This window comes from Flavobacterium labens, assembly GCF_048286755.1.
In the GTDB taxonomy this organism is placed as follows: Bacteria; Bacteroidota; Bacteroidia; order Flavobacteriales; family Flavobacteriaceae; genus Flavobacterium.
On sequence record NZ_JBLVPL010000001.1, the window covers coordinates 221,404 to 236,115 of the forward strand.

At 35.0% G+C, this 14,712-nt stretch carries 9 protein-coding genes; 2 read left to right on the plus strand and 7 right to left on the minus strand.

Annotated elements, in window-relative coordinates; genetic code table 11:
- Positions 1-111 precede the first annotated feature (111 nt).
- From ACNQF8_RS00940 to ACNQF8_RS00955, 4 genes are all read right to left on the minus strand, one after another.
- Entirely contained in the window at positions 112-2,070 is a 1,959-nt protein-coding gene (locus ACNQF8_RS00940) for a putative porin (RefSeq protein WP_417953475.1), read from the minus strand.
- A 127-nt stretch (positions 2,071-2,197) separates the two neighbouring features.
- Positions 2,198-4,063 (minus strand): S8 family serine peptidase, encoded by a 1,866-nt coding sequence (locus ACNQF8_RS00945; protein WP_417953476.1) that lies wholly within the window; start codon positions 4,061-4,063, stop codon positions 2,198-2,200.
- 113 nt (positions 4,064-4,176) lie between these two features.
- On the minus strand, positions 4,177-5,610 hold the full coding sequence (locus tag ACNQF8_RS00950) for a RagB/SusD family nutrient uptake outer membrane protein (RefSeq protein WP_417950415.1): 1,434 nt from the start codon (positions 5,608-5,610) through the stop codon (positions 4,177-4,179).
- An 11-nt stretch (positions 5,611-5,621) separates the two neighbouring features.
- Positions 5,622-8,651 (minus strand): SusC/RagA family TonB-linked outer membrane protein, encoded by a 3,030-nt coding sequence (locus tag ACNQF8_RS00955; RefSeq protein ID WP_417953477.1) that lies wholly within the window; start codon positions 8,649-8,651, stop codon positions 5,622-5,624.
- 185 nt (positions 8,652-8,836) lie between these two features.
- Here ACNQF8_RS00955 and ACNQF8_RS00960 point away from each other — a divergent pair, with 185 nt between their 5' ends.
- On the plus strand, positions 8,837-9,496 hold the full coding sequence (locus ACNQF8_RS00960; RefSeq protein WP_417953478.1) for a ribonuclease HII: 660 nt from the start codon (positions 8,837-8,839) through the stop codon (positions 9,494-9,496).
- Positions 9,497-9,556: 60 nt separating this feature from the next.
- On the opposite strand, the gene lipB is transcribed toward ACNQF8_RS00960, so the two are convergent.
- The 3 genes from lipB to ACNQF8_RS00975 all read right to left on the minus strand — a co-directional run bounded on the left by lipB (position 9,557) and on the right by ACNQF8_RS00975 (position 12,628).
- Positions 9,557-10,261 carry a lipoyl(octanoyl) transferase LipB gene (lipB, locus tag ACNQF8_RS00965; protein WP_417950418.1) on the minus strand — a complete coding sequence of 235 codons (705 nt, stop codon included), beginning with the start codon at positions 10,259-10,261 and terminating at the stop codon, positions 9,557-9,559.
- 253 nt (positions 10,262-10,514) lie between these two features.
- Positions 10,515-11,669 (minus strand): glutathione-independent formaldehyde dehydrogenase, encoded by a 1,155-nt coding sequence (locus ACNQF8_RS00970; protein WP_417953479.1) that lies wholly within the window; start codon positions 11,667-11,669, stop codon positions 10,515-10,517.
- Between the two features lie 218 nt (positions 11,670-11,887).
- A complete protein-coding gene (locus ACNQF8_RS00975) occupies positions 11,888-12,628 on the minus strand; it encodes a hypothetical protein (protein ID WP_417950420.1) in 741 nt (246 codons plus the stop codon).
- Positions 12,629-12,923: 295 nt separating this feature from the next.
- Here ACNQF8_RS00975 and lysS point away from each other — a divergent pair, with 295 nt between their 5' ends.
- Entirely contained in the window at positions 12,924-14,633 is a 1,710-nt protein-coding gene (gene lysS, locus ACNQF8_RS00980) for a lysine--tRNA ligase (protein ID WP_417953480.1), read from the plus strand.
- Positions 14,634-14,712 lie beyond the last annotated feature (79 nt).

The window sequence follows — 14,712 nt, forward strand, 5'->3', positions numbered from 1 at the left end:
TAGTGATGGTAGCGGCATCCTTTACTTGCTTCCTTTAAGCAAGTGGCTATAGCAGACAGCACGGGAAACGCCCAAGAAAAGAGCACTTAAAGGCTATACAACCGTCTGAAATTAATTAAAGAAGTTCCAAATTAATCCGAATCGAATCGTGAAATCACGCGATGGATTATTTGGTGAAGAATAAAAATTATTACCCGTAAGCGAGGAATTAAAATGCTCCGCTTTGAAATAAATACGCGTTCTTTGAATTTTTGCGTTTATAAAAAAATCAAAGTTTGGATGATTTCCAATTTGCTTATCATTTTGGGCAAAAAACTCTCCTATCACAGGATTATAATCATTGGCATAATAGCTCGAAAAGTAATTGAGCGAGATGCCTGTTTGCAAAAATAAGGCTTTTTTAAACAAATAATTCGAATAATAAAATGTGTTTCTTGTTACAATTTCTGGAACATTTAAAATCGCATCTTGTTGATCTACTTTTTGATATAAAATGGTATTATCTAGAGCAAAATTTCCAAATATCAATTCTCTACTTACTTTTACAGACAAATAATTTATAGTCCCGTCATATTGAGATGGAGCCACTATTTGTGTTTTTGCTAATGCTTGTTCAGAACTTGACACATCATTAAAATACAAATGATCTTTTAAAACTGAAAACTGTACTTCTGCATCTACCCAAGGAGAATTTGCATTTGCGCTAATTGAATTTATTTTTTCGTTCTTAAAATCATTTGACCAATTGTACTGAACGTAACTACTTTGATATAGATTGTAATTACTGTTTGGTAATTTATTTATATTCTGATACTGAAATGAGAATTGTGTTTCATCATTAAAATCATATTCTAATTTAGCATCAAGATTTGACAAAGACTGCGCCGTTAAAGATCTTGAGTATAAAAACTTACCATTCCATTTGTTTTTTTGGTACTCATATTGACCACCAACACTATTAATTTCTTGACTAAATGAACTTGGTATCACATTTTGATTATCAAAAATCAAAATCTGATCGTAATAATAATTCGATCTAAAATCATCAGCAAAAAACTGGAATTTACCTAAAGTGGTGTTCTCATAAACTAACCCTACTCTATTGTACATTTTATTGTAACGGGTTTGATCGTTTATCCCGCTGGTTTTAAAAGACTCCCCAAATCTATATACAATTGTCCCTGCTACTGTTGATGGAACAGTGGCCTGATTGTATTCGAAAAATTTATTTTCATAATTGAACTGATGGGTTAAATACAAGTTATTATTCCCTTTTTCTGAATTTATCCTGAAATTATGATCTAGAAATATTCTTTTTCCTTTAAGAAAAGACTTAGCATCTGAAAAGTAAACTTCAAATCGTTGGCGATTATTATAGTTTGGATCTTCACTTTCGAAATCATCTATTGTTGTTATTCCCCCATTTTCCTCATTCAGAATGTCTTGAAAAGTATAATGCACTTTAGCAAAATAGCGCTTATTTTTGGTATTAAAACTTGTGGTAAACCTAAAATTACCTGTACTTGACAACTGATTAATATATTCCCCTTCTGAACGCAAACCTTTATATGCAATAGAAAAATTAAGATTTTCAGAAGTATTTAATGTAATAAAAGCATCAACAGACTGCCCTTTTCTGACAGTAGTTTTAAAATATAATTCGGTAACGGGTGTCGCAACGGAATAATATCTTATTTGATTCGCTTCTAAAAAATTAAAATGTTTTGCTTTAAAACCAAACTCAGGATATGGTGAAAAATCAGTTAAACTATACTGCAGGGTATTGTCCGTTTGTCCGTCATTTGAGAACGGCAAGAGACCGAAAATGTCTTTTCGCAAATAGTTGTGGCTATATTCTTTTTGAATGGTAAGAGAAGTATCAATATAAGTTGTATCATTTTCTATAGTGATTACCTTATAGAGATCGATGGTTGCTGTTTTTTGAATCTGCTTTTTAACAGAATCTGAGCTATTGTATTTACTATCATAAATAATTGTCTGTTCTCTTTTTTCTTGAGAAAAGACGACAGCTGGAAACACCAAAAAACACAGATAAAATATTATTCTCATTTGAAAGGAATATAATTAGGCAATGATATCATTTTAGATTGGCAAAGGTATATTATAAATAGCTATAAATAAAAAAACATCCAGCGTACGTGGATGTTTTTTAAAGTCTGAAATTAATCCAGAATTTCTATTTCTTAATAAACTTGAAGTTAAGGCTTTTATCTTGACTAACAAACTTGACGATGTAGACTCCTGATTTTAGTTCTCCCACCTTTACATTATTCTTTCCTTCGTATCTAAAGCTTCTAATTAATTTTCCTGAAATATCGTATATTATAACTTCAGATGGAGAAAAAGACTCTGGTAAATCAAAAAATAAATTTTCTTGTACTGGATTAGGATAAACTCTAACCAAATTATTTTTGTCATAATCTACAGTCGCTAAGGTCAAATCATCTAAACCACTAGCGATTAATGTAAAATCCTGAACACCTGCCAATAAACTCCCTTTATTTGTGACCTGAATAGTATACTTACCAGCAGCTGCGTTTGCAATTGATACTTTTTCAATATTATCAACATTATTATCAGAATTTTGAGTCGCCGGACTATTTAACGCAGTAGGATATAATTTCCAAGGATAGTAAACAGTACCTGCTTCATCAATAATCTTAAGATCTAGATTGTTTACCAGATTAGTATTCCTATTATCTTCAACAATAGGAGTAACAACGGCGCCATTCTTAACTGGATCAGTCCAAGCTATTGAAACATTTAATGCTCTTGGTGAAGAAATAGAAACCTGCTTCTTAAAAACCACTTGATCTGTTAAAGTAGTTTCTAAAACCAACGAGGTCTTTCCGTTTGAACTAATAACTTTAGCGGCTTCTTCCCCATTTGCTAAACCCCAACCGTACTCATAATCAGGACCTATTGAAAAACCCGCTTCATCTGCAGTATGGCAAAGTAAACCACGAGCTGTTGCAGCTTTCATAAATGCAGTATTCAAATTATTATAATGCTGTTGAAGTAAAACAATTAAACCTGTGATTGCTGGAGCTGCCATTGACGTGCCACTTAGCGTCTCATACGTATTGTCATTTGGTCCATTACATGAGTATACCCCAACGCCTTTAGCGCTTATGTCTGGCTTAATTCTTCCATCGTCAGTGGGACCATAATTACTAAACGAACTCATTGTAACACTCGCAGGACCAGTATAATTTGGAACAGAATTAACAGCCGCAACGACAATCGTATTTTTAGATACAGTACTACCAGTAAGCATATCAAAACCACCCTTAGCATTTATTTGTGAATGGGTACTGTTTCTTGAATTACCTGCAGCAACAACTATTTGATAATAAGGAAACACCTCTGAAATTTTATCAAAATCAGCAGAAGTCTGGTCATAGTAGCCAAATCGGGCATTTGCAAAAGAATTTGAAATCCCATACCCGTAGGAATGGTTTGACACTAAATAACCTTCACTGGCAAAATTCGTCATTTCCTCAACATCACTATCCCAAAAAAACGTTTTGGCTTTCGCTTGATATGCGAACCCTCTAGCTCTTGGTACAATACCTAATCCAACTATCGTACCCGTTACATGTGTGGAATGAGCACTAGGAGATATTGCTCCATCACCAAACGTAACCTTTGACCCAGACAATTCCTGATGTGTTTCCCGGACTTTTCCTCCATCCCAAACCCCCGCAGTTATTCCATTACCGGTCAAACTAAGGCCTAGAATCCCGTTTGGCTGCAACGAATTTGCACGAATTGTAGCCACGGACTCATCATTTTCAATAGTATAAAAAAAAGGCAATCCATCATATATACGCTGGAGTGAATTTGTTTCCGAATCTAACAACCTGTATTGAAGCTTATAATTTTTAACTTTCAATTTTTGCTCCTTTTGCGCTTCTACTAATTTATCAACAAAACTATTGATTTTTTCATTGTCATAGGACCGTATAATCTTCTTTCGTTGTTCCAAGTTCTGTGCAGTAGAAAATTGAAAAATCAGTATAAAAAATAAAATTTTTTTCATTTACAAAAAATAAGAATTAAATTTAGTAATCTACCAAATATACAAAACATTTTAAAAACAAAAACCTCCCAAATGGTTAAAAAGGGAGGTTTTTAAAATATTAAAGCTATTAATTAATAACCTGGATTTTGCTTTAAATTACTATTCAAATCTATTTGAGATTGTGGAACAGGAAGTTGCCATTTAAAATCGCCAGCAGGAATTGTCAAAGCTGTAGCTTCAACTTTGGTACCAAGACCACTAGCGAAGTCACCTTCAACAGCATTTCTTACCATTGACAAACCTAATCTTTTTAATGTAAAGAAACGATCCATTTCAAAAGCAAGTTCTAATCTACGTTCAAGTAAAATAGCATTTAGTAACGCTGCCCCAGTTTCATTACCTGAAACAAAAGGAGAATATCTTTGAGATCTTACCGCATCAAGAAACGCTAAACCTCCACCGTTGATTCGATACTGAGCCTCAGCCATGTTTAAATATACTTCTTCAATACGCAATACTTTGATATCAACAATAGCTGGGTTACCAGTTAAACGACTTAAGTATTTGATAACGTGATTGTAAGGTACGGTGTTATATGCACTTGTCTGAATGTAAGCAGCTTTTCTAATATCTGTGGTTTGAAACAAATCTGAAAAGCTTTTAGGCACAACATACTCTGAACGAATACCAGTTGCTACAGTCTGATTGTAAACAACTCCTGGAGTAACACCATCAACTTGATCTATTCTAAGTTTAAATAAAACACCCGAAGCATTTGCATCTTTCCAAAGATTAACGAAACTTGCTCTAGGGCAAACAGTATTACCTGCAATAGCAAGGTTTCCATATTGAATAACCTTTGGGAAATCTCCTAAATAAAGATACACACGAGATAACAAAGCATAAACCGCAGCTTTTGAAGCTTTACCCGATGCATTTGTATTAGTTGTACCAATTTTACTAGCAGCTATCAGTAAATCATCAACTACTTTTTTATAGGTATCTTCAACAGTTGGTCTTGATGGTTTAGAAAAAGGATCTACAGCATCTAGATAATACATCCCTAAAGAAGCATTTGCATCAGCAGACTGAGTAGGAATTTTAGAATAAATTCTAACTAAGTCAAAGTTGTTTAACGCTCTAATGAAACGAGCTTGCCCTTCGATATTATCTCTAACCGCATCCTGAGGTATAACATTAATATTGTCGATAACTCTAGTTGCTGCTTCTGCAGCTCTATAGGCACTAATATAATAATTAAAATGAGAGCTATTAGGCACTGATTGCAATCTAAAACCACCAGCATTAGACTGTCGTCCTTCAACTTTAAGTATTAGATTATCAGTCATTACCTCAGAGTCTATTACAAACTCCGAACCGTAACCACCGTCACCACCATTTTTTATCATATAAGAGTATGCTCCAGTTAGCATATTCTCAAAATCAGCCGCATTACGCAAAACAATAGTCTCACTAATGGCATTGTATGGAGCGAATGTGATATCTTCATCGTCGCAAGAATTTAATGCGAAAGATAAAGCTACAAGATATATTATTTTTTTCATAATTTTTTTAATTATAAATTAATTGATATTCCAAAAAGGAATGTTTGAACACTAGGATAAGAATACAATGCAAATTGTCCAGGAACTAATAACCCTGTTTGACTCTCAGCACTACCTATTCCTACCTCTGGATCACCATTGAATTTACTCCATGTAAACAAGTTTTGCATTTGAGTGTAAATTCTAATATCCTCTACTGGTAAATTAGTAAAAGCTTTTTTAGTAAACTTATACCCAATATTAAGATTTCTAAATCTAATATAACTTGCATCTTCTAAGAAACGATCAGATTCAAGGTTAGAGTTAATACCTGACAATTGTCTTGGTGCAGGTAAAGATGCGGTTGTGTTAGTTGCAGTCCAAAAATCAAAAGCTGCTACAGCTTGATTTCTTGTTGGAGCTGCACCATCAGCAACCATATTCTGCCACATGTAATTGTATGTATAGTTACCTTCTTTGAATACAAAATCAGTAGAGATATCAAATCCTTTATAAGCAAATTGCATACCAAAACCACCTTCATATTTAGCATAAGGAGTTTTACCAGTAAAAACTCTGTCTCCAGCACTGTAAACATCAGTAACTGTACCATCTAATTTAGTGTACATAGCACGACCGTTAGTAGGATTAACTCCTGCGTAAGGTACAAGGAAGAAATCATCAGGAGAACGACCCACTTTATTCCATGTTAACCCTCTTGAAAGCTGATTATTTGGATCACCAGGACGGTTTAACTCGTTAATTTCTCTATCAAAAGTGGCAGCATTAACATAAAAAGACAAAGTTGTGTTTGCATTTTTGATTGCAAAAGCCTTAAGCTCAACTTCAGCTCCCTTAGATGTCCAGTCACCCGCATTAATAAGTGCTGAAAAGGACGTACCAACAGTAGTATTATCACTATAGATAAAATCATTTCTTTTATCTTGAAATACCGAACCTGAGAAGGTCAACCAATTATTTAATAATGCAGATTCAATACCAATTTCGTATTTCTCCGCTTTTTCAAACTTTAAGTTATTATTTCCAACAGTACTTCCTGTTAATATAGTTCCGATACCTCCACCATATTGTGAAGTACTAAAAAGACTTTGAGCAGAATAACTACCAATACCGTTAGTTGAATTTAGTTCACCATAAGATGCTCTCAACTTCAAATTATTCAACCATTTTACATCACTCATGAAAGATTCACTCGTAACATTCCATCCTAAAGAGATTCCCTTAGCAAATGAGTATTTATTTTCAGTACCTAACACAGAGGAACCATCGCGTCTTCCATATAACGATACTAAATATTTACCATCAAAATCGTAATCGATGTTACCAAAGATAGAAACAGTCGCATTTTCAGTCCTTCCAGTTGCAGGTACTCCAACAACTGCTGTCCCTGCCGTAGGCAAATCACCATTTACATATCCTTTTCTAGTCATTGTATATGATCTAAAGTTAGATTTGAAGTACTCATACAAAACAGTAGATTCAAAGTTATGCTTACCATTGATACTATATTTATAATTCAAACTGTTAGTCAACTGATACTCTAACGAATCCCAACCGTTATCAACTTTATTACCTCTAGCAGCAGGATCTCCAACAATTAAATCCAAAAATGAAAATGGTTTTGTGAAAGACTCTCTTTGATATCTTTCGTAGTTCATATTCATTTGAGTTTTGAATGTCAAATCTTTAACTATTCCTAACTCTACATAAGGACGACCGTATAATCTGAAAAAACGACGTTGTTCTGTGTTATTAACAATAGCCTCTTGAATAGGAAAACCTGCGGCTAAATTTGTATTAAAAACCGGATTCCCTAAAACATCCTTAATCACATTACCGCTAGCATCTCTAGCGTAAAATGTCTCGTAAGGATTATAATCATACATTGCTCTAATTGGACTTTGCGCATTGTTACGATCTCTTGAATCATTAAATTTCTCATATGACCCACCAACATTGAAACCAAATTTCACTCTGTCATTAGCCTTATACTCACTATTATATCTAGCCGTAATTCTATTGAACCCTTTAAGTTTGTCAATAATTCCACTGTCCTCAGTATAACCTACAGACATAAAATTAGTAAATTGATCATTACCACCTGAGTAAGAAAAATTATTATTTTGTACAAATCCTTTTCTTAGCAAGTCATCTTGCCAGTTGTGGTTATAAGAACGCAATAACGCCAACTCAGCTGGAGTTTTACCTATAGAACCTCCCTGACCTATTAAACCTTCATATCGGATTTTTTCATCTGCATTCATCATGTCAAATGGATCAGCAATTTTTTGTGTAAATCCAAGGGAATTGTTGAACTGAAATTTACCTTTTGCATTTTTACCTTTTTTAGTAGTAATAACTACAACTCCATTTCCACCACGTACTCCATAAATTGCAGCAGACGCTCCATCTTTTAATATAGAAACAGATTCGATATCATTTGAACTCAAAGCAGAAGCTTCTGTTCCGCTCACAAATGCACCATCAACCACATAAATAGCTTCAGCCGTACCTCCTGTAATACTAACAGCACCACGAACAGTAACGTAAGCCGCAGCTCCAGGCTTTCCATTTTGAGCAGTAACCTGCACCCCAGCTGCTTGTCCTTGTAATGCATTTTGAATAGTTAGCGCAGGAGACTGCTTAGCTATTTCATCTGCAGAAACTGTCGAAACAGAGGAAGACACTTTTCTAGAATCTTTTGAATAATACCCTAGATTAGTCTGAACAATAACTTCATTCAAACTTACTCCATCTTGCAGTGATACATTTACTGTATTTGATGCCCCAACCGTTTTGGTAGCATCGGTCATTCCCACAAAAGAAAATACTAATACATCTCCTGTTTTTGCTTTGATGGAATACTTTCCATCAAAATCAGTCTGAACTCCTGTTTTGGAACCTCTCACCAAAACATTTACGCCAGGCAAAGGGCCTGATGAATCAGATACTACACCAGATACCGTTTTCTCTTGAGCAAACGATAACTGCATTGATAACGCTAAGAATAGCGTGATAATCCATTTGTACTTTGATCTCATATTAATTTATTGAATTAGTTATTTTACAAAAATCATAATAATTTCTTAAAGAAACAAATTTATTTTACCACTAAAGAAGTTAACATTTGTTAAAGTTTATACTTAAAACAATAGATAAACTCATTATATTTTGTAAATTCCTACATAATGTTTCATAAAGTTATATTTTTGCCAAAATTAAATTAATGTTAAGCCCATTCTTTTTAACACAATTTTTAGAAACAGGAACGGATGAAGCTGGTCGTGGTTGCCTGGCAGGACCTGTTACTGCCGCCGCTGTACTACTACCAGAAAATTTTCAAAATGAGTTACTGAATGATAGCAAGCAACTATCTGAAAAAGCTAGGGAAAAATTAAGACCGATTATAGAACAACAATCCATTTCATTTGCAGTAACGCATCTGGAACCTTCAATTATTGACGAAATAAATATTTTGAACGCATCCATAAAAGCAATGCAGGAAAGTATTTTAAAACTAGATCCAAGACCTAAATCAATTATTGTAGACGGAAATAGTCCTTTAATTCCTAAAGGCGGCATTAAAAATCGCGGAGGAAAGATTTTTACCGATGCTGAAATTGAAATCCTAAATTCGATTCCGAACGCCAGTATTGTAAAAGGAGATTCAAAATATATGAGTATTGCTGCCGCTTCCATACTAGCAAAAACCTATCGAGATGAATATATGAACCGGATTCATGAGGAATTCCCAATGTACAATTGGAAACAAAACAAAGGATATCCAACCAAAGAACATCGAGAAGCAATTCGAATCTATGGGGTTACAAAATACCACCGAATGAGTTTTCGGTTATTGCCGGAACAGTATTCTTTTGATTTTTGATTGCTTATTGCTTCGGCAGTTCACCTTACAGAATCTTGTAAAGATTTTTTGATTTAAGTATTAAGATTTCTCAAAAGTCGCGTCAAAAAGAATAACGAAATGTTTTAGGATTTTTTCTTTGACTTCTTCTTCATTAACTTTTGCTACTCCAAGCTCTACATTTAATGACGTTACAGCTTTGCCACGAATCCCACACGGAATGATATTGTCAAAATAACCCAAATCAGCATTTACGTTTAAAGCAAATCCATGCATGGTTACCCAACGGGAAGCGCGAACGCCCATCGCACAAATTTTTCTGGCAAATGGAGTTCCTGCTCCTAACCAAACTCCTGTTTCGCCTTCACTTCTGCCGCAAACGATTCCATATTCTTGAAGGGTTAGAATAATGGCTTCTTCCAGAAAACGAAGGTATTTATGAATATCAGTAAAGAAATTTTCTAAGTCTATAATCGGATACCCTACAATTTGCCCTGGTCCGTGATACGTAATATCACCACCACGATTGATTTTGTAAAAAGTGGCTCCTTTGGTTTCCAATTGCTTTTCAGATAAAAGTAAATTACTTACATCACCACTTTTCCCCAAAGTGTAAACATGTGGATGTTCTACGAAAAGAAAATAATTAGGAGTCTCCAGATCGAGTTCTTCTCTGCGATTTCGAATTTTCAAGTCAACGATTCCTTTGAACAATTCCTCCTGATATTCCCAGGTTTCTTTGTAATCTTTAGTTCCTAAATCTTGAAGTTGGATGGTTTTGTTCATTTTTTAATAAGGCGAAAAGGTTTTGAGGTACAAAGGTACAAAGGTTTGAAATACGAATGTTGAATAATGAATTAGGAATTTTGTAATTATGAAAATTATACCCAAAATCATATTTAGCGAGAAGAAAAAAATGGATAATAACAATCCACCCTTTTTGAATTATTATTATCCATTTAATTGCTGACCAACGAGGCACAAAATAAAAACATAAATTAGTAGTTATGATGTGCAAAATCTTCAACTCATTATATATTTATTTTTTAGCTTTTATCATCTCTGGTTTCAGTAGCACTTTTGTCCATCCTTTATCGCGAGCATCAAAATGTTTGTATGCATTCGGAGCTTCGTCTAATGAAAGTTCATGCGAGACAATTAATGATGGCCTTGCTTTACCAGCAGAAATCAAGGTAGAAAGCTGACGGTTATACGCTTTTACATTTGCCTGACCTGTTGCTATTCGCTGTCCTTTCATCCAGAATTGACCAAAATCAAAATCCATGTGGCCTATTTTTTGCAACTCTTCTTTTGATTTTGGATCTTTAGGAACAAAAACACCTACAACCCCAATAGAACCGGTTGCTTTTACGGCCTGTACTAGTTCGTTCATGGTTGCATTGGAATGTTCCTTACCATGTTTATCACAACACTGGTACCCTACACATTCGCAACCTCTGTCGGCACCCACACCGTTGGTGAGTTCCAGTACTTGCTCCACTGCTGACCCTTTTGAAAAATCAATTGCAATAGCACCCAATTCTTCTGCAAGTTTCAAACGGTCAGGATGATTGTCTACCACCATAATCTTACTGGCGCCTTTAATAATTGCCGAATGTGCTGCCATTAGTCCAACGGGGCCTGCACCATAAATCACCACGGAGTCACCAGGTTTTACACCTGCCAATTCCGTTGCATGATATCCTGTTGGGAAAATATCCGATAACATCACATAATCATTTTCCTTCTCTATCGCATCCTCTGGTAATTTAAGGCAGTTAAAATCCCCATGAGGCACCCGAAGGTATTCAGCCTGGCCGCCGCTGTAAGGACCCATTCCCGCAAAACCATAGGCAGCACCCGCAGTTCCCGGATTCATTGTAAGACAAAAACCAGTCAAGCCGCTTTCGCAATTTTGACAGTGACCACAACCAATGTTAAAAGGAAGACAAACCATATCTCCCACTTTAATTTGCGTTACGGCTTTGCCCACTTCAACTACCCTACCCATATTTTCATGACCTAAAATCTTTCCGGCTTCCATATCGGTTCTTCCTTCATACATGTGAAGGTCGGATCCGCAAATATTTGTAGTCGTTATTTTTACCAGTACATCCGTCGGCTGCTCAATTTTGGCATCCGGCATTTCTACGACCCTCACATCGCGCGGACCGAAATAAACAAGTGCTTTCATAATATCATTATTTAAATTATTTTCTATTAATCAGATTTTGAAGCATAACGGTTTGAAAATATGCTTTTTATCAAAAATAGATTATATATTCGCCATCGTTTTTATAGAATTAATAATGATACTTACATAATTATTACTTTTATATTTTACTACATCTTCGTGCCTCACTATGATTGGATTTAATTGAGAGATATATCCCATAGCTGCGTAATGTAGTTTTAATTGACCTCATCTGTTTCCAAAACCACCTCCAGATTAGTACTTTCAGGATTTACCAAACAATCCGCTATCAGAAATTGTAATTCCAATGATTTTTTATCTTCACTAATTTTCGCATTCGGATTTGAAACGGACTTTATTTTCTTTGGGAAATGATACTTTAATATGTAAGGCTGTGTGATTTTGAATTTAGAAACTTGGGTTCTGTATCCTTCAATCTTATCCTGTTGTTTCTTTAATTCTATTGGATCAGTAATTTTCACTATTCTTTTGAAAACACTTCCGTCAAAAGCATAGTTCACACTATAATAATGTTCTTCGGCAACCAATGCATAATTATTTTCGATATCATCTGCATATTCTTCGGTCTTGTATAAATCCGCAACTTCGATTATTTTAGTAAAATTTTGACTGATTGTTGTGCGAAATTCTTTCTCGAATGAACTTTTCTTGATATGTACTTTTACCTTAGAAAATTTTTGAAAAATGGCTTTTTCAAATGCTGGCAATCTGGAAAACGTCTCGGAATGTTTCGTTATCAAATCCTGAAAAACATATGTTGTATCTCTAAAAACTTCTTCTTTGGAGTAGTTTTCACCCATCAATTGCATAAAACTATGCTCGTCTCGCAACTCATTGATTTCAATTTTTCCGGTTCCGTCTTGGTTTAAATGAATGGTTTCAGTGACTTGGCAACTTGTTAAAAATAGTACTATAAGTAGAAGGGCGCATTTTTTCATTTGGTAATTTAGAGTATTTATTGGCTTCCAAATATAAATTATTTGTACTATTTTTCATGCTGTTTTAAAAAAAGAAAAAGTAGTAGAATAGCCCCGATAGTCCCGAAGCTTCGGGAGACATCCTTTTTTTCTTATTTTTTTTTCAAACAAGAAAAAAAGATAGAGCGAATAGCGGGACAAATCGTCTTGGAAAAACGAAATATTGTGCTTCAAAAAACTAAAATCCTTTATGTATTACTGTCTTTGCAACTTTAGAACTTATATAGTATCTTTGAGCTCTTAAAATCAGAATATAATGGCATTATCCGAACAAGAAACTCTACGTAGAGAAGCACTTACAGAATTACGCAATTTAGGTATCGAACCTTATCCTGCAGCCGAATTTACCACAACCGCATATTCTAGCGAAATCTTAGCTGATTTCGAGAAGTACGAAGGAAAAGAGGTTGTTTTAGCAGGTCGTTTGATGGGTAAGCGTATCATGGGAAAGGCGTCATTTGCGGAATTGAAAGATGCTGAAGGACGTATTCAAGTGTATGTTTCGAGAGATGATATTTCAACTGATGAAGAAAAAACAATGTACAATGTAGTTTTCAAAAAACTATTGGACATTGGTGATTTTATTGGGGTTCGTGGAACGGTTTTCAAAACACAAGTGGGCGAAATATCGGTTCATGTTTATGGATTGACGGTTTTGGCAAAAGCCTTAAAACCACTTCCTGTAGTAAAAACGGATGCAGATGGAAAAACGCACGATGCTTTTGCTGATCCGGAACAAAGATACCGTCGTCGTTACGTGGATTTAACAGTGAACGATCACGTAAAAGAAACGTTTATCAAAAGAACAAAATTATTCAATGCGATGCGTTCGTTCTTTAATAACAAAGGATATTTAGAGGTAGAAACGCCTGTTTTACAACCAATTCCAGGTGGTGCTGCTGCGCGTCCTTTTATCACACACCACAACTCGCTTGACATGCAACTGTACATGCGTATTGCGAATGAGTTGTACTTAAAAAGATTGATTGTTGGTGGTTTTGAAGGAGTGTATGAGTTTTCAAAAAACTTTCGTAATGAAGGGATGGACCGAACACACAACCCTGAATTTACTGCTATGGAAATATATGTAGCCTACAAAGACTACAACTGGATGATGAAATTTGCCGAAGACCTTTTGGAGCATTGTGCAATTGCCGTAAATGGAACTTCAGAAGTGACTTTTGGAGAACACACCATTAATTTCAAAGCGCCTTATGCTAGAGTTACGATGACTGATTCTATTAAACATTTTACTGGATTTGATATTTCAGGAAAAAGTGAAACAGAGTTATTTGACGCCGCTAGAGGAATGGGAATTGACGTGGATACAACCATGGGTAAAGGAAAACTGATTGATGAGATTTTTGGCGCTAAATGTGAAGGAAATTACATTCAGCCTACTTACATCACGGATTATCCAAAAGAAATGTCACCATTGTGTAAACAACACCGCGACAATCCAGAATTGACAGAACGTTTTGAACTAATGGTTTGCGGAAAAGAAGTAGCGAATGCATACTCTGAATTGAATGACCCAATTGACCAAAGAGAACGTTTTGAAGACCAAATGAGGTTATCTGAAAAAGGGGATGATGAAGCGACTGGAATTATCGATGAAGATTTCTTGAGAGCTTTAGAATACGGAATGCCTCCAACATCTGGAATGGGAATTGGAATGGATCGATTGATTATGTATTTGACAAATAATGCCTCTATTCAAGAAGTATTATTGTTCCCTCAAATGCGTCCTGAGAAAAAACAGGTTAAAATTGAATTGGAAGAAGATGAGAAATTGATTGTTGTGTTATTGCAAACCAATAACAACCAAATGGAATTTGGCCTACTTAAAATTAATTCTGGATTGAGCGGTAAAAAATGGGACAAAGCCATGAAAAACTTATCTTCTTTGGGATTGACTGAAGTAGTAGTTGATGGTGATACTAAAGCGTGTCGATTGAAAGAGTAATTTATTCGGGAAATATATTTATAAAAAAGGAGCTTCAATTGAAGCTCCTTTTTTTATCTCTACAATAATATTGATGTTG